Below are 19517 nucleotides of genomic sequence, written 5' to 3' on the forward strand. Positions count from 1 at the left end.
CAGACCCGGGACGGCCGGCGCCGGATGGACCGGGTCGCTGGTCCCAGAGGCGTTCTGGGATCGGCGGATCGGCCCGTGACTGTTCAGTTCACACCACGCGCCCCGCTCGAACCCGCGTCCCAGGCTCAGGCCTGATCCAGGCCGTATAGCGAGTGAAGCGTGCGCACGGCAAGCTCCGTATAGGCGGCGTCGATCAGCACGGAGAACTTGATCTCCGAGGTGGTGATCGCGCGGATGTTGATGCCCTTCTCGGCGAGCGCCCGGAACGCCTTGGCGGCGACGCCCGCGTGGCTGCGCATCCCGACGCCGATCGCCGACACCTTCACCACGTCGGTGGCGCCCTCGATCTGCGCGTAGCCGATCTGCGCGCGGGCCTCGTCGAGGATCTTCCGGGCCCGCTCGTACTCGGCGGACGGCACCGTGAAGGTCATGTCGGTGGTCGACTGGTCGCCCGACACGGTCTGGATGATCATGTCCACGTTGATGTTGGCATCCGCCAGCGGCCCGAAGATCGCGGCGGCGACGCCCGGGCTGTCCTTGACCTTGCGCAGGGTGATCTGCGCCTCGTCCCGGGAGAAGGCGATCCCGGTGATGATCTGCTGTTCCACGATGTCGTCCTCGTCGCAGATGAGGGTGCCCGGGCGCGCGGCGTCCGGCGGATCGAAGGAGGACCGGACCGTGGTCGGCACCCGGTGGACCATGGCGAGCTCCACCGAGCGGACCTGCAGCACCTTGGCGCCCAGTGAGGCCATCTCCAGCATCTCCTCGAAGGTGACCCGCTCCATGCGACGGGCCTTCGGGACGATGCGCGGATCGGTGGTGTAGACGCCGTCGACGTCCGTGTAGATGTCGCAGCGCTCGGCCCCGATCGCGGCCGCCACGGCCACCGCGGAGGTGTCGGAGCCGCCGCGGCCGAGCGTCGTGACGCGGCCGGTCTCGTCGTGGACACCCTGGAAGCCGGCGATGACCGCGACCTCGCCCTTGGCGAAGCCCGCCTCGAGATTCTTCGGGTCGATGTCGGCGATGCGGGCCGAGCCGTGCGCGTCCGACGTCACGACCGGGATCTGCCAGCCCTGCCAGGAGCGGGCCTTGAGCCCGTCCTTCTGGAGGGCGATCGCCAGGAGGCCGGCGGTGACGAGCTCGCCGGACGCCACGACGGCGTCGTACTCGCGCGGATCGTAGATCGGGTTCGCGTCCTTGACCCAGTCGACCAGTTCGTTGGTCTTGCCCGACATGGCGGACACGATCACGGCGACGTCGTAGCCGGCCGCCACCTCGCGGGCGACGTGGCGCGCCACGTTGCGGATGCGGTCGACGTTGGCGACGGAGGTGCCGCCGAATTTCATCACCAGACGGGGCATGGTCTCTCGGTCGCGGGTTCCCGGTGGCGATTGGACGGGCCGCTGCAGCCCCGTCCGGACGGTGCCCGGCGGGTACAAGCGGCTCGTAGGAGTGTCAACAACCGGCCAAGCATGGCGCCCGCGCGCCGCGGCGACTTCCGGGCGATCGCCGTGCTAGAGCGCGGGCACGACGCGGCCAAGACGCCGCGCGGCGGATCCCACCCGCCGGCATGAGGACGGAACACGCATGGACAGGTCAGCCACGGACCGGGTCACGGAAGGGTTCGTCGACCGCGGCGAGGTCGCGCGCTTCGACGCGCTCGCCGCCACGTGGTGGGACGAGACCGGCCCGATGCGCGTCCTGCACCGGTTCAATCCGGTGCGGCTCACCTACATCCGCGACGCCCTCTGCCGCAGGTTCGGCCGCGACCCGAAGGCGCCCTTCCCCCTCGACGGGCTGACGATCTGCGACGTCGGCTGCGGCGGCGGCGTCCTCTCGGAGCCGCTGGCCCGGCTCGGCGCCCGGGTCACCGGCCTCGACCCGGCCGAGCAGAACGTCGCGGTGGCCCGGGCCCACGCCGAGTCGGCCGGGGTGCCGGTGGATTACCGCGGGCAGACCATCGAGGCGGTGGTCGCCGGCGGCGAGAGCTTCGACGCGGTGCTGATCATGGAGGTCGTCGAGCACGTCTCCGACATGCCGGCCTTCGTGCGGACCGCCTGCGCGGCGGTGAAGCCCGGCGGACTGCTGTTCGGAGCCACCCTCAACCGCACGCTGCGCTCCTTCGCGCTCGCCATCGTCGGTGCCGAGTACGTGCTCGGCTGGCTGCCGCGCGGCACGCACGACTGGGAGAAGTTCGTGACGCCGGACGAGCTCGCCCGCGCGATCCGGGCCGGCGGTCTCGACGTCACCGACACGGTCGGCGTCGTCTACAACCCGCTGACGGACGGGTGGCGCACCAGCCGCGACAAGGCGGTGAACTACATGGTCGCGGCCGAGCGGTCGGCGTGAACGGGTCGCGTCCTCCGCCGTTGCCATCGCGGCGGAGGAGGCGGCGATGCTCGAGAAGATTCCCGGTGTGCTCGGCGAGGCGCTGTCGGGGCTGAAGGCGGGCCTGGAGAAGACGACGACCCGCGCGGACTTCCCCGACGTGCCCGAGACCGTGACGCTGTCGAGCCCGGCCTTCGCCGACGGGGCGGAGCTGCCCGCGCGCTTCACGGCCGACGGCGCGGGCGTGTCGCCGCCCCTCGCCTGGAGCGGGCTGCCGGCGGGTACCGCCGCCCTCGTCCTCCTCGTGGAGGATGCGGGCAGCCCGACGCCCCAGCCGCTGGTCCATCTCATCGCCTGGTCGGTCCCGCCGGAGCCCGCCGGTCTGCCGGAGGGCGCGCTGCCGGGGCCCGGCCACGCGGGCACCTTGGAGGCCGTGGGCCGGAACAGCTTCCTGCGCGCGGAGTGGCTGCCGCCGGACCCGCCCACCGGCCACGGGCCTCACCCGTACCTCTTCCAGATCTACGCGCTGCGTCAGCCCCTCGCCCTCGCCGAGGCGCCGGGCCGCGGCGCGCTGATCGAGGCCATGCGCGGTCAGGTCCTCGCGAAGGGGATATTGACCGGCGTTTACCATCGTCCCTGATCCGACCTATACCGGTGCGATACAGCTCAGCCCTGCAGAACTCGCGCGTTGTGCCGCATTCGTGATCTCAGTATTGTGTCGACCAACGAAGCGGTCTGGGCAGACCGCCTGAAAATGGCTGGAGATCGAGCCTGTGGGCGTCGGCGTGCGCACGAAGCGGCGGGGCGGCAGCAGTGTGGCGCGCGCGCTCGCTGTGTCGGATGTCGGGACTTGGACCTGGCACATCGCCGACGATGTTCTGCGGTGTGACCCCGTCGCCGCGACCATGCTGGGCTTGCCCAGGACGAGAAGCGGCAGCGGCACGACCTTCGGAAGCTTCCTGGACCGCATCCACCCGGAGGATCAGCGTCGGATCGCGTCGACCCTCGATGAACTCCGCCGGCAGGGCGGCCTGTACATCGCGCAGTACCGGACCGTCCCGGAGCCGGGCGAGGTCCGGTGGATCCTCGCGCGCGGCCGCTTCATCCTCGACGCGCAGGGCGGCGTCAGCGAGGCCCACGGGATCGTCATCGACGTGACCGAGTGCGGCCGCGACGGCTTCCTCGACGAATCCGCCTTCTGCGCGACCGACGTGGCGGCCGGCGGCATCGACCGGGTCGCCGAGATGGCCCTGGCCCTCTACAACGCCGCCGAGGACGGCCTGCCCCAGCCGGGGTTCGAGCGCCTGAAGCCGCTGCTCGACGTGCTGCTGCACGAGATCGGCCGGCAGCTCGTGCTGGCACCGGCGGTGCCGGATCTCGACAGGGTTCACTGAGCCGCCCCCTCCGCTCGATGCCCGGCGCGCCTTGCCTTCCGGGGGCGAATCCTGATATGGCCGCGCCATCCCGCGATGCGTGAGCCGTGATCGCCGGACGCGACCCCGCGTCCAGCCTCGTGACCACGTTCCCGACACCCTACACAACGGACGGCCCTCCGGGCTCGAGAGACCCATGAAGATCCGCAACTCCCTCAAGTCCCTGCGTGGCCGCCACCGCGACAACCAGCTCGTGCGCCGCAAGGGCCGGGTCTACGTGATCAACAAGACCCAGAAGCGCTTCAAGGCCCGCCAGGGCTGAGGCCGCTCCGCCCGGTCAGGCCGGGTCGGACGACGATCGACGTTGGGACGGCCGTACCCGAAGGGGCGCGGCCGTTTCCGCATGCGCGCGGCACCGCGGCACGTTGACGGATCCCGGGCCGGCGCACAGTCTGGCCGCATGACGCCGACCCGCCTCCTCGCCGCCCTGGTCTGCCTGTCGGCCCTCGCCCTGGACATCCCGGCGGCGCGGGCGGCCCCGGAGGCCGGGCGTTCCGGCCGCGCCGCGCCCGAGGGGAAGCCGGCGCCCAAGCCGCCGAGCCTGGACGACCTGTTCGCCCGCCTGCGCGCCAGCGAGGACCCGGCCGAGGCCAAGGGCATCGCCCGGCTGATCGAGCGGCGCATGGCCGGGTCGGGCAGCCCGACCGCCGACCTCCTCACCGACCGCGCCCGTCAGGCGGTCACCGCACACGACTTCCCCCTGGCGGCCGAGCTGATGGACCGCGTCACCGCCCTCGAACCGAACTGGTCGGAGGGCTGGAACCGGCGCGCGACGGTGTTCTGGCTCCTGTCCGACAAGGACGACGCCCTGGCGGACCTGCAGCGGGCCCTGGTGCTGGAGCCGCGCCATTTCGAGGCCTGGGCCGCGATGGGCCGGATCTACGAATCGCTCGACGACAAGGCGCGGGCGCTCGCCGCCTTCCGGCGGGCGCGGTCGCTCTACCCGCAGATGGAGAAGATCGGCGAGGCGATCAACCGCCTCACTCCGGAGGTCGACGGCCGCGACCTGTGAGCCGGGTGACCGCCGTCCTCCTCACCCTCCTGGCCCTGCCCCTCGCCCTCGCAGGGCTCGTCCTCGCGGCCGGCGCGCTCGCGACGCTAATCATCACCCTGCGGGTCGGCGCAGCCAACCCGCCGGCCGGCCCGTTCGTGGCGGTGACCGGCGGCCGCCTCGCGACCCTGCAGGACGGACCGGCCGACGGGCCGCCCGTCGTGCTCCTGCACGGCGCTTCGGCCAACGCGTCGGATCCCATGGAGGGGATCGGCCGCCGGCTCGCGGCGCGGGGTTTCCGGGTCATCGCGTTCGACCGGCCGGGCTTCGGCTGGAGCGACCGGATCGGCGGCGGCGACACCGCGTCCCCCGCGGCGCAGGCCGCCCTGATCGCCGAAGCGCTGGAGCGGATGGGTGTCGGCCCGGCGCTCGTCTTCGGCCATTCCTGGGCCGGCGCCCTCGCCCTGGCCCTGGCCCTGGACCACCCGGACAGGGTCTCGGCCCTCGCCCTCGCGGCGCCGGTAGCGATGCCCATGCCGAACCAGATGCCCGATCTGCCCTGGTACTGGCGGCTCGCCGTGACCCCGCCGGTGGCGTGGCTGCTCAGCCGGACGGTCGGGCCGCCCATCGCGCGACACTTCCTGCCCGAGGCGGCGCGCCGGGTCTTCCAGCCGCAACCGCCGCGGGCGGATTACCCGGACTTGGCGCGGTCGGACCTGGTCCTGCGGCCCGGAACGCTCCTCGCCAACGTCCAGGACCTGCTCGGCCTGCCGCGCGCCCTCGCGGCGCAGAGCCCGCGCTACGGCGCGATCCGCGTGCCCACCCTGGTGATCTCCGGCGAGGCGGACCCGATCGTCCGCGCCGACACGCAGGCGGTGCCGCTGGCCCGCGCGATCCCCGGCGCGCGGCTGGTACTGCTGCCGGGCATCGGCCACATGCTCCAGTACGTCGCCGCCGATCGGGTCGCCGAGGAGGTCGCCCGGCTGGCCGGCGCGACGGGCGCGGCCGGTCCGGAGCCGGCCGTCGCGCACTGACGCGCCGGCCGGTCCCGCTCTCCTAGCCGGGTGCGGTCACGCCTTCTCGGCGTGCTCGCGGGTGATGAAGGTCAGCCGCACGAGGTTGGTGGCGCCCGGCGTGCCGAACGGCAGGCCGGCCACGACGATCACCCGGTCCCCCACGGCAGCGAACTTCTCGCGCACCGCGAACTTGGCGGCGCGGAACGACATGTCGTCCACGTCGCTCGCGTCCTTGGTGACGATCGGGTGCGTGCCCCAGGCCAGGGCGAGGCGGCGGGCGGTCTCGCGCCGCGGCGTCAGCGCGATCACGGTGGCATTCGGGCGCTCGCGCGACAGGCGCAGGGCCGTCGAGCCGGAATTGGTCCAGGCCATGATCGCGTCGAGGCTCAGTGCGTCGACCATCTGGTGCGCCGCCGCCGCGATGGCGTCGGCGGCCGTCTCGTCGGGGGTCGCGCTCTGCGCCCGGATGATCGACCAGTAGATCGCGTCCCGCTCCACCTGCTCGGCGATGCGGTTCATGGTCTCCACGGCCCCGATCGGGTGGGCGCCCGAGGCGCTCTCCGCGGAGAGCATCACGGCGTCCGCCCCTTCGTAGACCGCCGTGGCGACGTCGGAGACCTCGGCCCGGGTCGGCACCGGCGCGGTGATCATCGATTCGAGCATCTGGGTGGCGACGACCACCGGCTTGCCGTAGCGCCGGGCGCCGCGGGTGATGCGCTTCTGCACGCCCGGCACCTGCTCCAGGGGCATCTCCACGCCGAGGTCGCCGCGGGCGACCATCAGCCCGTCGGAGATCTCGATGATCTCGTCGAGGCGCGCCAGCGCCTGCGGCTTCTCGATCTTGGCCATCACCAGGGCGCGGCCGGCGCAGACCTTCTTCACCTCGGCCACGTCCTCGGGCCGCTGGACGAACGAGACGGCGATCCAGTCGGCGCCGGCGTTCAGGCCGGCATCGAGGTCGGCCCGGTCCTTGTCGGTCATCGCCGGCACCGGGATCACGGTGTGCGGCAGGGACACGCCCTTCCGGTTCGAGATCCGGCCGCCGACCTCGACGCGGGTCACGGCCCGGTTGTGCGCCGTCTCGAGCACGGTCAGCCGCAGCTTGCCGTCGTCGACCAGGATGGCGTGGCCCGGCTCCAGCGCCTCGAGGATCTCCGGATGCGGCAGGTGGCAGCGCGCGACGTCGCCGGGCGTCGGGTCGCCGTCGAGCACGAAGGTGGCACCGGCCTCGATCATCGCGGCGCCCTCCGCGAAGGTGCCGAGCCGCAGCTTGGGTCCCTGCAGGTCGACCAGGATGCCGATCGGCCGCTTGGCCTCGCGCTCGATGGTGCGGATCGCCTCCACCTTCTCGGGCAGCTTCTCGCGCGGAAGGTGGCTCATGTTGAGCCGGAATACGTCGACGCCCGCGCGGAACAGCCGCTCGATCATCTCCGGCGAATCGGAGGCCGGACCGAGGGTGGCGACGATCTTCGTGCGGCGGGACCGTTTCAAGCGTATTTCCTCCGTGTTCTCGTTGCCGCGCGGCGTCGAGCGCCGGCGGTTGAAAGATCTGGCTCAGGGAGCGCAGATCGGCTGTGAGCATCTCGGGCCGGACAGCGTCAAGACCGCAGTCTCGGCCGCCGCCTTCACATTACGGTTTCGCCGGCGCGTCCGGCCGGTTCGGATCCGTGAGCTGGATGGTCCAGCTCTTCTGCTCGCCGGTGTCGACTTCGAAGAAGCCGTTGCGGTCGTAGCCGCGGGCGAGACAATCCTCGATGCCGCGAATCGTGAACTCCGAATCGCGGGTGCACATCAGCGAACGGCCGCTCCACTCGCCGCCGCGCGTGTAGTCGACCGCGAAGACGTAGTAGAACCGCGCCGCCAGCGCGCCCTTGAGCAGCGTCTCGCAGGCCTTCGGCGCCAGATCCCACCAGCCCTCCGTCACCCAGCCCTGGGGATCGCGGTAGCCCAGCGAGATCCCGACCTTGCTAGCGGTCTGGTTGCACAGGCGCAGGTCCGCCCGGGCGGGGCTCGCGCCGAGGAGCGCGAGGCCGAGGACCGTGACTGCCGGGAGGAGCTGAGCCGCCGAGACGCGAGAGCTAATTGACGAGGATGATGCGGCAGTCGTTGACATTGGTACAGGTCGGACCGGGGTTCACGAGGTCGCCGAGGGCCGCGAAGAAGGCGGTGGAGTCGTTCTGCTCCAGCATCGCGGCCGGGTCGAGGCCGGCGGCCCGGGCCCGTTCGAGGGTCGTGGGGTCGACGAGGCCGCCCGCCGGGTCGGTGGCGAGGCCCCGCCCGCCGTCGGTCCCGTCGGTGTCGGCGCTGATGCCGAAGATGCCGGGCTCGCCGTCGAGCGCGACCGCCAGCGCCAGGGCGTATTCCTGGTTCGGGCCGCCATGGCCCTCGCCGCGGATGGTGACGGTGAGCTCGCCGCCGGAGATCAGCGCGACGCGCTTGCCGGCCGCCTTGTGGCGCTTGGCCTCGGCCGCGTGCTCGGCCGCGACCTCGCGGGCCTCGCCCTCCAGGTCGGCGCCCAGGAGGATCGGCTCGTAGCCGGCCGCGTGGGCCGCCTCGGCGGCGGCGTTCAGGGCGTCGATCGGCCGGGCGATGATGCGGTACTCGGCGCGGGCGAAGGCGGGATCGCCGGCCTTCGGCGTCTCGTTGTTGGGGTCGTTCAGGAGGCGCACCGCCTCCTCGGGCAGCGGGATGCCGCGCTTCTCGCAGATGGCCCGGGCATCGGCCAGGGTCGACGGATCGGGCACGGTCGGCCCGGAGGCGATGACCGCCGGATCGTCGAAGGGCACGTCGGAGATCGCCAGCGTCAGGACGCGCCGGGCATTGCGGGCCGCGAGGGCCAGGCGGCCGCCCTTGATCCGCGAGATGTGCTTGCGCACCGTGTTGATCTCGCCGATCGGCGCGCCGGACCGGAGCATCGCCCGGGTGATCGCCTGCTTCTCGATCAGCGTGAGGTCGCCGGCGGGGGCGATCCAGTTGGCCGAGCCGCCGCCCGAGAGCAGCACCAGGACCTCGTCGTCGGGCCCGGCCTCGGTGGCGAGCCGCAGCGCTTCGCGGGTCGCCGAGATGCCGGCCTCATCGGGGACCGGGTGGCCCGCCTCGACCATGTGGATCCCCGGCGCCTCCTGCCCGTAGCCGTGCCGCGCCACCGCGAGGCCGACGATCCGGTCGTCACCGAGCCCGTGCTTCTGCCGGTAGAAGCGGCTCGCCACGGCGCTCATGCTGCCCGCGGCCTTGCCGGCGGCCAGGATGATCAGGCGGCCCGGGCTCGGCTCCGGCAGGTGCGGCGGCAGGCAGAGATCCGGATGGGCGGCGCGGATCGCGGCCGTGAGGATCGAATCGAGGAGCGCGCGCTGGTCCCGGGTGGCCGCGTCGGTGACGGGCGGAACGGTGTCGGTCATGACGTCGAACGGGCTCCTCTCTCCATTGTGTCGCGCGATCCCCGCCCGTTTCTTCCCTGGGCGGCGGGCCCGTTTCTTGCCGTGAGCGCACGATCCTTGATAGGTGATCTGCCCGAGCGGCCGCGCGACGGCAAGCGCCATCGGTGCCCTCGCACAGATCTGAAGACCTCTCTGAAGACCTCGGAGCCCCGTGACCCGTCCGGAGACAGAATCGGCCGTCCCGCCCGCGCATCCCTGCGAGATCATTCCCGGCGACCCCGCCTGCGGCCTCGTCATCGCCTGCGACCACGCCTCGAACTTCGTGCCGCCGGACATCGCGCTCGGCGTGCCCGCGTCGGAATACGCCCGGCACATCGCCTACGACATCGGCGCGGCGGCGGTGACGCGGAGCCTCGCGGCGCAGCTCGGCGCCCCGGCGATCCTGACGAACTTCTCCCGCCTCATCATCGACCCGAATCGCGGGCGCGCCGATCCGACCCTGGTGATGCGCCTGTCCGACGGCGCCGTCGTGCCGGGCAATGCCCGGATCGACGAGGCCGGGAAACAGGCCCGGATCGCGCGGTTCTACGCGCCGTTCGACGCGGCCATCGACGAGGCGATCGCCGCCGCCCAGGCTGCGGGCCGGCCGCCCGTGCTCCTGACCATGCACAGCTTCACGCCCTACTGGCGCGGAATCGCGCGGCCCTGGCAGGTCGGGATCCTGTACGACCGGGACGACCGCTTCGCCCGCCCGCTGATCCGCGCGCTGGAGTCCGATCCGGCCGGGCTCACCGTCGGCGACAACGCGCCCTACGGCGGCGGCCTGCCGGGCGACACGATCGACCGCCACGCCACCGCGCGCGGCCTCGCGAACGCGCTGGTGGAGATCCGCCAGGACCTGATCGCCGGCGCGGACGGCCAGGCGGAGTGGGCGGCGCGCTTCGCCCGCGTGCTGCGCCCGCTGCTCGCGGCTTGATCTCCGCCGGGCCGACCCCGAAATCGGGTGTGGCCCGCCCGACCCGAAGAGAGTTGCGACCGATGAGCGAGATCGATCCCAGGACCCAGACGGAACTCGAGGCCGCGGTCTTCCGCCGCCTCGTCGCGCATCTGCGCAACCGGACGGATGTGCAGAACATCGACCTGATGAACCTGGCGGGCTTCTGCCGGAACTGTCTGTCGAACTGGCTGAAGGACGCCGCCGACGAGACGGGCGTCGCGCTGACCAAGGACGCGAGCCGCGAGGCGGTCTACGGGATGCCCTACGCCGAGTGGAAGGCGCGCTTCCAGACGGAGGCGAGTGCGGAGCAGCAGGCGGGCTTCTCGGCCGCGCAGGCCAAGGACCATTGATCAAGGACCATTGATGCGGCGGCCGGACGGCGACGAATCGGCTAAGCTTCCGGTAAGGCGGGCCCGTTAACCACGGGTCCAGGGCGCAACCGCGCCGTGCATTCGGGAGAGCCCCATGAACGCCCATTCGATGCCCACCGCCGCGCAGCGGCCCGGCGGCGACGTCTCGTCGGCCGAGGGCGTGGCCGCGGACGAGCTGAAGCAGTTCATCGAGCGCCTGGAGCGCCTCGAGGAGGAGAAGGCCGGCATCATGGGCGACATCAAGGAGGTGTTCGCCGAACTGAAGGGCCGGGGCTTCGACGCGAAGGCCGTCCGGACGATCCTGCGCATCCGCAAGCAGGACCACAGCGAGCGCCAGGAGCAGGAGGCGATCCTCGAGCTCTACATGCAAGCCCTCGGCATGGCGTAGCCGGAACGGGCGGCGAGAAGTCCGCCCGGTCCGCGCCTGCCGCATCCGACGGAGCCGCACAGCGGTGTTCGACGAGGCGACGGTCGGTAACAGCGATCGGGCGTCGGTGAACCGTCCCCCGGCCCGCTTCGGGCCGTCGATGACCGGGATGGTCGCGGCGCTCAAGGGGCTGCCGCGAAGCCTCTCGGCGATGAAGAGCCGGACCGAGCACGCAGTGCGGACACGCCGCGGACGGGAGGTCCGCGCCACCGATCCGCGTCACGATCCGGAGCCGTGACGGACGCGTGACGGATCCTCGGGACCGTGTCCCGAGGATCCGCCGGACAGAGCCCCCTCCGCCAGCGGGAGAGGAAACAGTCTCAGGCGGCGCGCTTGGCGCGGTTCAGCAGCTTGCGATTGACCAGCACCTCGGCGATCTGGATCGCGTTGAGGGCCGCGCCCTTGCGCAGGTTGTCCGAGACGCACCAGAAGTTCAGGCCGTTCTCCACCGTCGCGTCCTCGCGGATGCGCGAGATGTAGGTCGCGTCCTCGCCGGCCGCCTCGTGGGGGGTCATGTAGCCGCCGTTCTCGCGCTTATCGATCACCAGCACGCCGGGGGCGGCGCGCAGGATCTCGGTCGCCTTCTCGGCCGTGATCGGCTGCTCGAACTCGACGTTCACCGATTCCGCGTGACCGATGAAGACCGGCACGCGGACGGCGGTCGCCGTCAGCTTGATCTTCGGGTCGAGCATCTTCTTGGTCTCGGCGACCATCTTCCACTCTTCCTTCGTGTAGCCATCCTCCATGAACACGTCGATGTGGGGGATGACGTTGAAGGCGATGCGCTTCGTGAACTTGCCGCCCTGCTTGATCTCGCCGGCGGTGAACACGGCGCGGGTCTGATTGAACAGCTCGTCCATCGCCTCCTTGCCCGCGCCGGAGACCGACTGGTAGGTCGACACGACGACGCGCTTGATCGTGGCCGCCTCGTGGAGGGGCTTCAGCGCGACGACCAGCTGCGCGGTCGAGCAGTTCGGGTTGGCGATGATGTTGCGCTTGGTGAAGCCCACCACCGCGTCGGCGTTCACCTCGGGCACGATCAGCGGCACGTCGGCGTCGTAGCGGAACGCCGACGAGTTATCGATGACCACGCAGCCCAGCTGGCCGATGCGGGGCGACCACTCCTTCGACGCCTCGCCGCCGGCCGACATCAGGCAGATGTCGGTGTCGGAGAAGTCGTACGTGTCCAGCGTTTTGACCTTGAGCGTCTTGTCGCCGTAGGAGACTTCCTGACCCTGGCTGCGGCGCGAGGCCAGCGCCACGACCTCGTCGGCGGGGAAAGCCCGCTCGGCCAGGATATCGAGCATCTCGCGGCCCACGTTGCCCGTGGCGCCGACGACGGCGACCTTGTAACCCATCTCTCGTCTCCGCGCGGAAAACCCCGACCGATCCGGGTGCCGCGCCTGTGCCAGTACAATCGGCCGAAGGATCGTTCGTGCCGGACACGCCCGCCAAACGGGCGCGGCCGCAGACCCCGTCCTCCGCGGAGGTGGGGGCGACGGCCGGGTCGAGCAAGGCGCGCAAGGGCGCGCGCTGTCAAGGCCGCCGACGGCGCAACACTCGATTCACCCTGTCTCCGGAAGCCCGGTGACGGTCTCGGGCCGGCAGAGGGAATTCAATCCTTCGGCGCGACGCTGGCGTCCACCCCGCGGCCTCCCGCCGCCACGGAGCACGCCCCTGACCGGAACAGCGCCCCTCGTCGATCGGATCGGGCTCGGCGTGCCGGGCGGCCGGGCCGCGCGCGCGCCGGACGCCCCGGTCTCCCCGGGATCTCTCGGCCTGCGCATTGCCCTCGCCGCGGCGGCGATTGCCCTCCTGTGGGCCCTCCCCCGCTGGCCCGGCGAGACCTCGACCTCCGCGCCCGCGCCGCCGCCGGCCGCGGAGACCGCCTTCGTCCCGTCGGTCCAGGCCTCGCCGGCGCCGCCCGCGGCCTCGGTCGCCCAGTTCGGGCTCGCGGAACCCGGGCTCGATCCGGTGCGCGTGTCCGCCCGCGTCGATCCGCGGACCGGGCTGCGCGAGGACACCCTCATCCGGGGCGACGTCGCGGCGATCGAGGCGCCGGCCCTGCGGGTCCAGCTCACCCGCGGGCCCCGCTCGGGCGCACCGCCGACGCTCTTCGTGCTCATGGCCCGGCGCGCCGCGAACGGTCCGGCCCTCGACCGGCCGGCCCTGGCGGTGGCCCGGACCGGCGCCCGCGATCAGATCCGCACGAAGTTCGGTGCGGTCGAGACCCTGGAGGTGACCTTCGCCGGCCCCGCGCAGCGGACCTGCACCGGCTTCGTCACGCGCGACACGGCTTTCCAGCTCGACGGATGGCTCTGCGCGCCCCTCGCGCGCCCGCCGGAGCCGCAGGCCCTCGGCTGCTTGCTCGACGCGCTGAGCCTCGTCGACCTCGCCGATGCCGCCACGACGGCGGCCTTCTCGGTCGCGCCCGATCCGGCGGGCGCGTGCCCGGCATCGGCCGTGACAGAGCCTCCCGGGAGGGTCGGATCGTTAATCCGGCGGCCGCAAAATAAAAAATGAGGCCGGAGTGTGGCAAAACGCACAAGCTCAGCCATAAGGGCGGAACAACAGCCTCGCCCAAGCGTCTTATCGTCAAAGGCGGCGAACTGTTAAGCTTCGGTCGCCATACTGATGGCACTCAAGGACAAGGTTGGCCATGCGCTCGCTCAAGATCGCCCTTCTCGGCGTCGTCGCCGCCACCGGCCTCGGCGCTCTGGCCTCCGCGCCCGCCCAGGCTCAGGATGGCTACGTCCCCGGCCCGATCTACCGGGTCAGCCGGCCGCTCCCGATCCGCGTGCGCCCGCGCAGCTGGCTCGATGCCGGCAACGTGCCGCTGACCTCGAACGTTCCGGGCGCCGGCGGCTCGCGCAACCCGGCCCTGAACCCCTACCTGATCGCGGCGTCCAACCAGCTGACCCCGCCCTACGGCCCGACGGACCGCTTCGGCCGCGGCATCCTGCCGGATCCGATCACCAACGGGCCGTTCATCGGCGCCCGCTCCTCGGCGATCCGCAACGTCGACCTCTCCTTCGTCGACCGGCTGGACCCGACCTCGCCGCTCTACGGCCGCCCCTACTGAGCGGCCCGACAAGGCAGCATCACGTTCACGAAGCGCGGGTCCTCGGGCCCGCGTTTTTCGTTGGCGGGCATGCCCGGCCACGCCTTCACCGGGGCTGGATATCCTGTATGCCAAGTGCCGCGGGAGCGCGTGGGCTGCCGAGACCGGGAACTGAGCGATGAAGCCGTTCGACTGGGTGACCGGGTATCCGTCGCTGCGGATGCCGATGTTCGGGCGCAACTGCGTGGCGACCTCGCACGCGCTGGCGGCGCAGGCCGGCATCCAGATGCTCCAGGCCGGCGGCAACGCGGTCGACGCCGCGATCGCCACGGCGGCCGCCAAGACCGTCACCGAGCCGTGCAGCAACGGTCTCGGCTCCGACGCCTTCTGCATCCTGTGGGACGGGAAGGCGCTGCACGGCCTCAACGCTTCCGGCGGGGCGCCGGCCGCCTGGAGCCGGGACTACTTCCTGAAGAAGTACGGCGCCGGCGAGCGGCCGCCGATGCGCGGCTGGGACTCGGTCACCGTGCCGGGCGCGGTCGCCGCCTGGGCGGCGCTGAGCGAGCGCTTCGGCCGCCTCCCCTTCGCCGACCTGATGCAGCCCGCGATCCGCATCGCCGAGCGGGGCTACCTCGCGCCGGTGGTGGTCCAGCAGAAATGGGCGGCCGCGGCCCGGATCGAGGCGATCACCCGCCAGCCGGGCTTCTCGGAGTTCTTCCTGCCGCGGGGCCGGGCGCCGGATGTCGGCGAGCTGGTGACCTTCCCGGGCGCCGAGAAGACCCTTCGGCTGATCGGCGAGACCAAGGGCGAGGCCTTCTACCGGGGCGAGATCGCCGAGGCGATCGCCGCGCACGCGCGGGCCAACGGCGGCGCGATGACCGCCGCCGACCTCGCGGCGTTCCGCCCCGAATGGGTCACGCCGACCGCGAAGGACTATCACGGCTACACGCTGCACGAGATCCCGCCGAACGGCCAGGGTATTGCGGCGCAGATCGCGCTGGGCCTCCTCGAGCAGTTCGACCTCGGCGGCCTGCCGGTCGATGGGCCGGAGTCGCAGCACCTGCAGATCGAGGCGATGAAGCTCGCCTTCAGCGACACCTACCGGTACGTCGCCGACCCCCGCGGGATGGAGGTGACGCCGGAGGCCATGCTCGACCGCGCCTACCTCGCGGAGCGCGCCAAGCTGATCGACCGGAACCGCGCCCAGGTCTTCGGGCCGGGCAAGCCGCCCGCGGGCGGCACGATCTACCTCACCGCGGCCGACGAGTCCGGCATGATGGTGAGCTTCATCCAGTCGAACTTCATGGGCTTCGGCTCCGGCGTGGTCGTCCCGGGCTGGGGCATCTCCCTGCAGAATCGCGGCTACGGCTTCGTGCTCGATCCGGAGAGCCCCAACGTGGTGGCGCCCGGCAAGCGCCCGTTCCACACCATCATCCCGGGCTTCCTCACGAAGGACGGAGCCCCGGTGATGAGCTTCGGCGTGATGGGCGGCAACATGCAGCCGCAGGGGCACGTCCAGACCCTGGTGCGGATGATCGACCACGGCCAGAACCCACAGGCGGCCTGCGACGCGCCGCGGTGGCGGGTGAACGAGGGCCTCGACATCAACGTCGAGGCGGCGATGCCGCGCGCGACCCTGGAGCGCCTGAAGGCCCTCGGCCACGAACTCGAGGTGATCGAGGACAGCTACCAGGATTTCGGCGCCGGCCAGTTCATCTGGCGGATGGGCGATCCCGCCGTCGAGGGCTACGTGGCCGCGAGCGACCCGCGCCGCGATGGGCAGGCCGTCGTCTGGTGACGCGCTACTTGACCTGAACGCTGTCCACCACCTGGCGGAATTTGGCGAGGACGCCGTCGCGCTGATCCTGCCGCACGACGCCGAGGGCGCGGACGTAGCCGTCCGGTGCGAACCGGATGGTCTGCATGACCACAACGGGCTGGTTGGTCGGCTGATCGAGGGCGCGGGCCACGATCTCGTGCCAGTCGACGCCGTTCGAGCGGTAGCTCTGCGCCCGCTCGATGACGAAGTCCTTGAGGGTCTGATTGGACGCCAGGGCGGCGCGGGCGAAGCCGTCCCGCTGCTCGGCCCCGGGCGGCTGCTGCACGGCCTGCGCGAGGACGAGGATCGGCTGTTCCAGATTCTGCATCTGGTCCTTCGGGCCGCTGGTGAGGAGGACCGAGTTGCCGGCCATCACCCGCACGGGCCGGAAGCCCGCCATGTCGGCGATGCGGAAGGGCAGCGCATCGACCTGCTGGGTCAGCGACAGGGCCGGCCGCAGGGTGACGCCGGTCACCATCTTGCGCATCGAGGCCTCGGTCTCGGCGTCGGGCAGCGCCTGGGCGATGATCAGCCCGGTCACGGTCGGCGTTCCGACCACGAGGATCCACTTCCGGATCGCCGGCGCGGACGAGCCGGGATCGGCGGGCTGCTCACCGGTGTAGAGCATGCCCTCGTTGTCGCCGATCTTGACCTCCTCGCGCTTCTCGACCGCGAAGCCCTGGCTGAGCAGGTTGGCGTCGGTGAAGCCGCTGACGAGCTCCGCGAAGGCGTTCGCGGGCAATTCGACGACTGACACGGTCGCGCCACCTTCCTTCCGCTCGAAGCCCGAGAAGCGCCGCGACAGCGACATGTCGGCGGGCGGGTCGAAGCCGAAGCGCGAGCCCGCGGGATAGACGGGATCGCCGGCCCGGGCGGCCGAGCCGAGGCTGGCCGCCAGCGCGGCTGCGCACAGAACCCGTCCGAGACGCAGCGTCAGGTTGCGCATCCGCATCGAAAACCGGTTCTCCTGGTGGACCCAACTTTGGGTTAGTCCGCACCCGATGGGTCTGCCGGGCGACCTGTTCTGTCAAGCCGGCAACGCGGCGCGCCTGCGTTCACGATGAAGGGAAAGCGCGAGCGCGGCGGCGGCGCCGATCCCGACGCCGTAGGCGAGGAGATTCCACGGCGAGAAGATGGAGCCGAGGAGGAGCTGACCCGGCAGGGTCGTCCGGAAGGCGTCGAGGGCCGGCGTGTGGACGAGCCGGCTGCTCTCGATGAGCGCGGCGGCCGCGAAGGCGGCGATCAGGCAGGCACGCAGGCCCCAGCTGCCGGGTCGCAGGCCCGCGACCAGAAGGAACAGCATCGCCCCCCACAGGATCCCGCCGCCGTAATGGTGGATCGCGAGCGGCAGGCCCCAGGGCGGCACGCGCAGCAGCAGGCCGAGGGCGATCACCGCGGCCACGAGGCCGAGATGGGTCGCGCGGGCCATCGGCAGCTCCCGACGCGCGGGCGCGGCCGGCACGGCCGGCCAGGTCGCGATGCCGTTCACCCGCGCGACCAGCGTGTAGGACACGATCATCAGCAGGAACCAGGACGAGAGCTTGGCAACCGGGACGATGGACCAGTGCTGCCGCTGGTTCGGGTAGAGCCACGTGCCGGACAGCGTGCCGAGATTCTCGGCGAACCAGATGAACAGCGCGACGAGCAGCAGGCCAAGCAGGAGCGGCATGGTGCGGTGCTCCCGCCAGACCTTGAAGTACACGGTCGCGGGGGCGAAGGCCGCGACCGCGACCGCGATGAGTCCGAAACGCAGGTCGATGCCGCGATGATCGATGAGGAAATTGACGTAGATCGCCACCGACAAGACCGCGAGAAGGCGCAGGCTCGGGTGCCGCGTGAACCGGAAATCGAACAGGCGCCAGACGCGGGCGAGGTAGCTGCCGACCGCCGCGTACATGAAGCCCGTGAACAGCGGGACGCCGCCGAGCCGGAACAGGTTCGCCTCCGGGTAGACCCAGCTGCCGATCGCGGTCTTGTGGATCTCCATGGCCGTGCCGATGACGTGGAAGACCAGGATCACCCGGGCCTCCGACCACGTCTCCATCCGCAGCCGCAGCATCGCGACCTGGAGCACGAGGGCGGCGAGGAACAGCGCGTCGTACCGGGCGACGGGCGCGTGGGCCGGCCAGACGAGGCGCGTGCCGAGCATGAGCGCCAGGAGCAGGCCGCCGAACAGGCAGGCCCAGCCCTGCTTGAGCCCGAACCGGACGAACTCGTAGAGCCCGGCCGTGACGCGCCCGCGCGCCAGGGCCGCCTCCTGGAGGCGGGCCTCGGCCGCGACGAAGCCGGCGAGCGCCGGCCACTGCGCCGCCGCGCTGACGCGCCCGCCGGGGATCGCCGGCGGCATCGCGGTCGGCACCGGCTCTAGGTCCCGCTCGCGCGTCATGGCGTGTCGCGCATCATGGCGTGGCCGGCACCGTGACGCGTCGCAGGGTGAGATTGCAGCGGCCGCCCGGCGGCAGGAACCCGGGCCCGTCGGCCGCTTCCAGCAGGTCGCCGTCCGGGTAGAGCCGGTCGATGCCGTGGAAGACGAGCCGCGAGGCGCCACCCATCACCAGTGCGTCGCCGGCCTGCAGCCGGACCGAGCGGGTCGGGTCGGACCGGCTCGGGCCGCCGTAGCGGAACAGGGCGGCCGCGCCGAGGGACAGCGACACGACCGGCGCGGCGAGATCCGCCTCGTCGCGGTCCTGGTGGAGGCCCATGCGGGTCCCCGGCGCGTAGATGTTGATGAGGCAGGCTTCCGGCGGAGCCGGATAGGCCGCCAGCGTCTCCCAGGCCGCGCGGGCGGTCGGCGGCAGGGCCGGCCAGGGTCGACCGGTCTCGGGATGGTGCGGCTGGTAGCGGTAGCCCGCGCCGTCGGAGACCCAGCCGAGGGGTCCGGCATTCGACATCCGCACCGAGAACGGCTTGCCGGTGCGGGGCATGCGCGGCGTCACGGGCGGCGCCTCGGCGAGAACCGCGGCGATCTCCGCGGCGAGCCGCGCGCGGGCCGCCGCGTCGAGGAAGCCCGGATGGTGGATCAGGCCCGGTGCGAGTTCCGTCGCCACTCAGCGGTCCGCGTCGACGACCTGCTCCAGCACGGTCTTGGAGGCGACCGTGGTGTCGGTGTTCAGGCGGTAGACCAGCGGCACGCCGGTCCGGATCTGGAGATCGGGCACCTGCGCCTCGGTCAATCCGTCGAGGACCATCACCAGGGCGCGGAGCGAGTTCCCGTGGGCCGCCACCAGGACCCGCTGGCCGGCCATCACGCGCGGCAGGATCGTCGCGACGTAGCAGGGCAGAACCCGCGCGGCCGTGTCCTTCAGGCTCTCGCCGCCGGGCGGCCGCACGTCGTAGCCCCGGCGCCAGGCGTGGACCTGCGCGTCGCCCCAGCGGGCGCGGGCCTCGTCCTTGTTGAGGCCGGAGAGGTCGCCGTAATCGCGCTCGTTGAGGGCGCGCGCGCGCAGGACCGGGATCTCGGACAGGCCCATCTCCTCGAGGATCAGCGCGCAGGTCCGCTGCGCGCGGACCAGCTCGGAGGTGAAGGCCACGTCGAACCTGTAGCCGTCCCTCTTGAGGCCGCGCCCGGCGGCCCGGGCCTCGGCGACGCCGCGCTCGGTGAGGTCCGGGTCGCGCCAGCCGGTGAACAGGTTCTGCAGGTTCCACTCGCTCTGGCCGTGCCGGACGAGGACGAGGAGCCGCTCCATCGCCGTCGCGC

At 72.0% G+C, this 19517-nt stretch carries 22 protein-coding genes and 1 pseudogene; 13 read left to right on the top strand and 10 right to left on the bottom strand.

What is annotated here, in order from left to right; genetic code table 11:
• Positions 1–125: 125 nt before the first annotated feature.
• On the bottom strand, positions 126–1361 hold the full coding sequence (locus tag ACLBX8_RS03280; protein ID WP_056521840.1) for an aspartate kinase: 1236 nt from the start codon (positions 1359–1361) through the stop codon (positions 126–128).
• Between the two features lie 226 nt (positions 1362–1587).
• Here ACLBX8_RS03280 and ubiG point away from each other — a divergent pair, with 226 nt between their 5' ends.
• The 6 genes from ubiG (at position 1588) to ACLBX8_RS03310 (ending at position 5786) form a co-directional block, all read left to right on the top strand.
• On the top strand, positions 1588–2349 hold the full coding sequence (gene ubiG, locus ACLBX8_RS03285) for a bifunctional 2-polyprenyl-6-hydroxyphenol methylase/3-demethylubiquinol 3-O-methyltransferase UbiG (RefSeq protein WP_447697906.1): 762 nt from the start codon (positions 1588–1590) through the stop codon (positions 2347–2349).
• A 46-nt stretch (positions 2350–2395) separates the two neighbouring features.
• Positions 2396–2968 (top strand): YbhB/YbcL family Raf kinase inhibitor-like protein, encoded by a 573-nt coding sequence (locus ACLBX8_RS03290; protein ID WP_447714614.1) that lies wholly within the window; start codon positions 2396–2398, stop codon positions 2966–2968.
• Between the two features lie 193 nt (positions 2969–3161).
• A complete protein-coding gene (locus ACLBX8_RS03295; RefSeq protein ID WP_447714750.1) occupies positions 3162–3722 on the top strand; it encodes a PAS domain-containing protein in 561 nt (186 codons plus the stop codon).
• Positions 3723–3897: 175 nt separating this feature from the next.
• Positions 3898–4023: a type B 50S ribosomal protein L36 gene (ykgO, locus tag ACLBX8_RS03300; protein ID WP_003601867.1), complete on the top strand. Its 126-nt coding sequence runs from the start codon at positions 3898–3900 to the stop codon at positions 4021–4023.
• Positions 4024–4161: 138 nt separating this feature from the next.
• Positions 4162–4773 (top strand): tetratricopeptide repeat protein, encoded by a 612-nt coding sequence (locus tag ACLBX8_RS03305; protein ID WP_091924408.1) that lies wholly within the window; start codon positions 4162–4164, stop codon positions 4771–4773.
• Positions 4770–5786, top strand: coding sequence for an alpha/beta fold hydrolase (locus ACLBX8_RS03310; RefSeq protein ID WP_447697908.1), 1017 nt, complete (start codon positions 4770–4772; stop codon positions 5784–5786). Before ACLBX8_RS03305 ends, ACLBX8_RS03310 begins: the two co-directional genes overlap by 4 nt.
• Positions 5787–5822: 36 nt before the next feature.
• Here the strand turns inward: ACLBX8_RS03310 and pyk are convergent, their stop codons facing one another.
• The 3 genes from pyk to ACLBX8_RS03325 form a co-directional block, all read right to left on the bottom strand.
• On the bottom strand, positions 5823–7259 hold the full coding sequence (gene pyk / locus ACLBX8_RS03315; RefSeq protein ID WP_447697909.1) for a pyruvate kinase: 1437 nt from the start codon (positions 7257–7259) through the stop codon (positions 5823–5825).
• A gap of 139 nt (positions 7260–7398) precedes the next feature.
• Entirely contained in the window at positions 7399–7881 is a 483-nt protein-coding gene (locus tag ACLBX8_RS03320) for a DUF1036 domain-containing protein (protein WP_026604677.1), read from the bottom strand.
• The gene (locus ACLBX8_RS03325) at positions 7847–9166 is read right to left on the bottom strand and encodes a glycerate kinase type-2 family protein (protein WP_447697910.1); all 1320 of its coding nucleotides are present in this window, start codon (positions 9164–9166) and stop codon (positions 7847–7849) included. The genes ACLBX8_RS03320 and ACLBX8_RS03325 overlap by 35 nt, the downstream gene beginning before the upstream one ends.
• 190 nt (positions 9167–9356) lie before the next feature.
• Between ACLBX8_RS03325 and ACLBX8_RS03330 the strand changes: the two genes are divergently transcribed.
• From ACLBX8_RS03330 to ACLBX8_RS03345, 4 genes are all read left to right on the top strand, one after another.
• A complete protein-coding gene (locus ACLBX8_RS03330; RefSeq protein WP_447697911.1) occupies positions 9357–10121 on the top strand; it encodes an N-formylglutamate amidohydrolase in 765 nt (254 codons plus the stop codon).
• Between the two features lie 62 nt (positions 10122–10183).
• Positions 10184–10492 carry a DUF1244 domain-containing protein gene (locus ACLBX8_RS03335; RefSeq protein ID WP_091677964.1) on the top strand — a complete coding sequence of 103 codons (309 nt, stop codon included), beginning with the start codon at positions 10184–10186 and terminating at the stop codon, positions 10490–10492.
• A gap of 130 nt (positions 10493–10622) precedes the next feature.
• The gene (locus ACLBX8_RS03340; protein ID WP_026604676.1) at positions 10623–10901 is read left to right on the top strand and encodes a DUF2312 domain-containing protein; all 279 of its coding nucleotides are present in this window, start codon (positions 10623–10625) and stop codon (positions 10899–10901) included.
• 64 nt (positions 10902–10965) lie between these two features.
• A complete protein-coding gene (locus ACLBX8_RS03345; protein WP_447697912.1) occupies positions 10966–11178 on the top strand; it encodes a hypothetical protein in 213 nt (70 codons plus the stop codon).
• An 82-nt stretch (positions 11179–11260) separates the two neighbouring features.
• On the opposite strand, the gene ACLBX8_RS03350 is transcribed toward ACLBX8_RS03345, so the two are convergent.
• The gene (locus tag ACLBX8_RS03350; protein WP_447714615.1) at positions 11261–12298 is read right to left on the bottom strand and encodes an aspartate-semialdehyde dehydrogenase; all 1038 of its coding nucleotides are present in this window, start codon (positions 12296–12298) and stop codon (positions 11261–11263) included.
• A 361-nt stretch (positions 12299–12659) separates the two neighbouring features.
• Between ACLBX8_RS03350 and ACLBX8_RS03355 the strand changes: the two genes are divergently transcribed.
• From ACLBX8_RS03355 to ACLBX8_RS03365, 3 genes are all read left to right on the top strand, one after another.
• Entirely contained in the window at positions 12660–13463 is an 804-nt protein-coding gene (locus tag ACLBX8_RS03355; protein ID WP_447697914.1) for a hypothetical protein, read from the top strand.
• A 136-nt stretch (positions 13464–13599) separates the two neighbouring features.
• A complete protein-coding gene (locus ACLBX8_RS03360; RefSeq protein ID WP_020091493.1) occupies positions 13600–14022 on the top strand; it encodes a hypothetical protein in 423 nt (140 codons plus the stop codon).
• A 157-nt stretch (positions 14023–14179) separates the two neighbouring features.
• The gene (locus ACLBX8_RS03365) at positions 14180–15799 is read left to right on the top strand and encodes a gamma-glutamyltransferase family protein (protein WP_447697915.1); all 1620 of its coding nucleotides are present in this window, start codon (positions 14180–14182) and stop codon (positions 15797–15799) included.
• Between the two features lie 4 nt (positions 15800–15803).
• Here the strand turns inward: ACLBX8_RS03365 and ACLBX8_RS03370 are convergent, their stop codons facing one another.
• The 5 genes and pseudogenes from ACLBX8_RS03370 to ACLBX8_RS03390 all read right to left on the bottom strand — a co-directional run bounded on the left by ACLBX8_RS03370 (position 15804) and on the right by ACLBX8_RS03390 (position 19506).
• Complete coding sequence (locus ACLBX8_RS03370; protein ID WP_020091491.1) at positions 15804–16772, bottom strand: hypothetical protein; 969 nt, start codon at positions 16770–16772, stop codon at positions 15804–15806.
• A 75-nt stretch (positions 16773–16847) separates the two neighbouring features.
• Positions 16848–17249, bottom strand: a complete 402-nt coding sequence (locus ACLBX8_RS03375; protein ID WP_447698141.1) for a ribosomal maturation YjgA family protein — start codon at positions 17247–17249, stop codon at positions 16848–16850.
• Positions 17238–18167: pseudogene (locus tag ACLBX8_RS03380) on the bottom strand (DUF817 domain-containing protein); the annotation flags it as partial. The gene ACLBX8_RS03375 and the pseudogene ACLBX8_RS03380, both read right to left, overlap by 12 nt.
• Positions 18168–18219: 52 nt before the next feature.
• Entirely contained in the window at positions 18220–18867 is a 648-nt protein-coding gene (locus ACLBX8_RS03385) for an alpha-ketoglutarate-dependent dioxygenase AlkB (RefSeq protein ID WP_447697916.1), read from the bottom strand.
• On the bottom strand, positions 18868–19506 hold the full coding sequence (locus tag ACLBX8_RS03390; RefSeq protein WP_447698142.1) for a 2,3-bisphosphoglycerate-dependent phosphoglycerate mutase: 639 nt from the start codon (positions 19504–19506) through the stop codon (positions 18868–18870).
• Positions 19507–19517 lie beyond the last annotated feature (11 nt).

The organism is Methylobacterium sp. D48H, from assembly GCF_053345715.1.

Bases quoted from the DNA above. Each gene is read 5' to 3' on its own strand.
- ACLBX8_RS03325 (WP_447697910.1), bottom strand. From the start codon at position 9,166: ATGACCGACACCGTTCCGCCCGTCACCGACGCGGCCACCCGGGACCAG.
- ACLBX8_RS03360 (WP_020091493.1), top strand. From the start codon at position 13,600: ATGCGCTCGCTCAAGATCGCCCTTCTCGGCGTCGTCGCCGCCACCGGC.
- ACLBX8_RS03390 (WP_447698142.1), bottom strand. From the start codon at position 19,506: ATGGAGCGGCTCCTCGTCCTCGTCCGGCACGGCCAGAGCGAGTGGAAC.
- ACLBX8_RS03340 (WP_026604676.1), top strand. From the start codon at position 10,623: ATGCCCACCGCCGCGCAGCGGCCCGGCGGCGACGTCTCGTCGGCCGAG.
- ACLBX8_RS03305 (WP_091924408.1), top strand. From the start codon at position 4,162: ATGACGCCGACCCGCCTCCTCGCCGCCCTGGTCTGCCTGTCGGCCCTC.
- ACLBX8_RS03375 (WP_447698141.1), bottom strand. From the start codon at position 17,249: ATGGCCCGCGCGACCCATCTCGGCCTCGTGGCCGCGGTGATCGCCCTC.
- ACLBX8_RS03365 (WP_447697915.1), top strand. From the start codon at position 14,180: ATGAAGCCGTTCGACTGGGTGACCGGGTATCCGTCGCTGCGGATGCCG.
- ACLBX8_RS03280 (WP_056521840.1), bottom strand. From the start codon at position 1,361: ATGCCCCGTCTGGTGATGAAATTCGGCGGCACCTCCGTCGCCAACGTC.
- ACLBX8_RS03370 (WP_020091491.1), bottom strand. From the start codon at position 16,772: ATGCGGATGCGCAACCTGACGCTGCGTCTCGGACGGGTTCTGTGCGCA.
- ACLBX8_RS03290 (WP_447714614.1), top strand. From the start codon at position 2,396: ATGCTCGAGAAGATTCCCGGTGTGCTCGGCGAGGCGCTGTCGGGGCTG.
- ubiG (WP_447697906.1), top strand. From the start codon at position 1,588: ATGGACAGGTCAGCCACGGACCGGGTCACGGAAGGGTTCGTCGACCGC.
- ACLBX8_RS03335 (WP_091677964.1), top strand. From the start codon at position 10,184: ATGAGCGAGATCGATCCCAGGACCCAGACGGAACTCGAGGCCGCGGTC.
- ACLBX8_RS03320 (WP_026604677.1), bottom strand. From the start codon at position 7,881: ATGTCAACGACTGCCGCATCATCCTCGTCAATTAGCTCTCGCGTCTCG.
- ykgO (WP_003601867.1), top strand. From the start codon at position 3,898: ATGAAGATCCGCAACTCCCTCAAGTCCCTGCGTGGCCGCCACCGCGAC.
- ACLBX8_RS03350 (WP_447714615.1), bottom strand. From the start codon at position 12,298: ATGGGTTACAAGGTCGCCGTCGTCGGCGCCACGGGCAACGTGGGCCGC.